Annotated in this window: 1 protein-coding gene; it reads right to left on the reverse strand. The window is 63.0% G+C overall.

Going from position 1 to position 427, the window contains the following annotated elements; genetic code table 11:
• Positions 1–32: 32 nt before the first annotated feature.
• On the reverse strand, positions 33–427 hold a 395-nt coding region (locus PY650_RS36835), incomplete at its 5' end, for a succinylglutamate desuccinylase/aspartoacylase family protein (protein WP_285885038.1).

Raw genomic sequence — 427 nt, forward strand, 5'->3', positions numbered from 1 at the left:
ATCTCGTTGATGGTGGTTTAGCTTCTGGTAGTTCATGCGGTCCAATCCTTCCCAAGTACGAAGACGCAGTCGCCGAGGCCCGTCCGTGCAGGGATCCGCCGGCAGAGGATCACGCCATCTGATTTGGCGATCACCGGCTGCGGCTCGCGCCAAGGCGCAGTTGTGAAATGAATGAGGCCAGTCGTCTGGCCCGCCTCGACCCGGTCGCCAAGGCCGACAAAGGGCTCAAACAGGCCGCGCTCACTGGTTTCGGCGTAGATGTAGTCCCGGCTTGGAACACGCTTGATCAGTCGGCAGTCCTCCGGCAGACGGTCCGTCAACGGCCTCTTTGTCACGCCGACGTGGTGAAGGAGCCGCATCACGCCGTGCTCCGCGATATCGATGGCCGCGGGCGATACCCCGCCGCCACCGCCGAGCTCTGTCGAAA

The organism is Martinezella calliandrae (assembly GCF_030272695.1).
GTDB classification, from domain to species: domain Bacteria; phylum Pseudomonadota; class Alphaproteobacteria; order Rhizobiales; family Rhizobiaceae; genus Rhizobium; species Rhizobium calliandrae.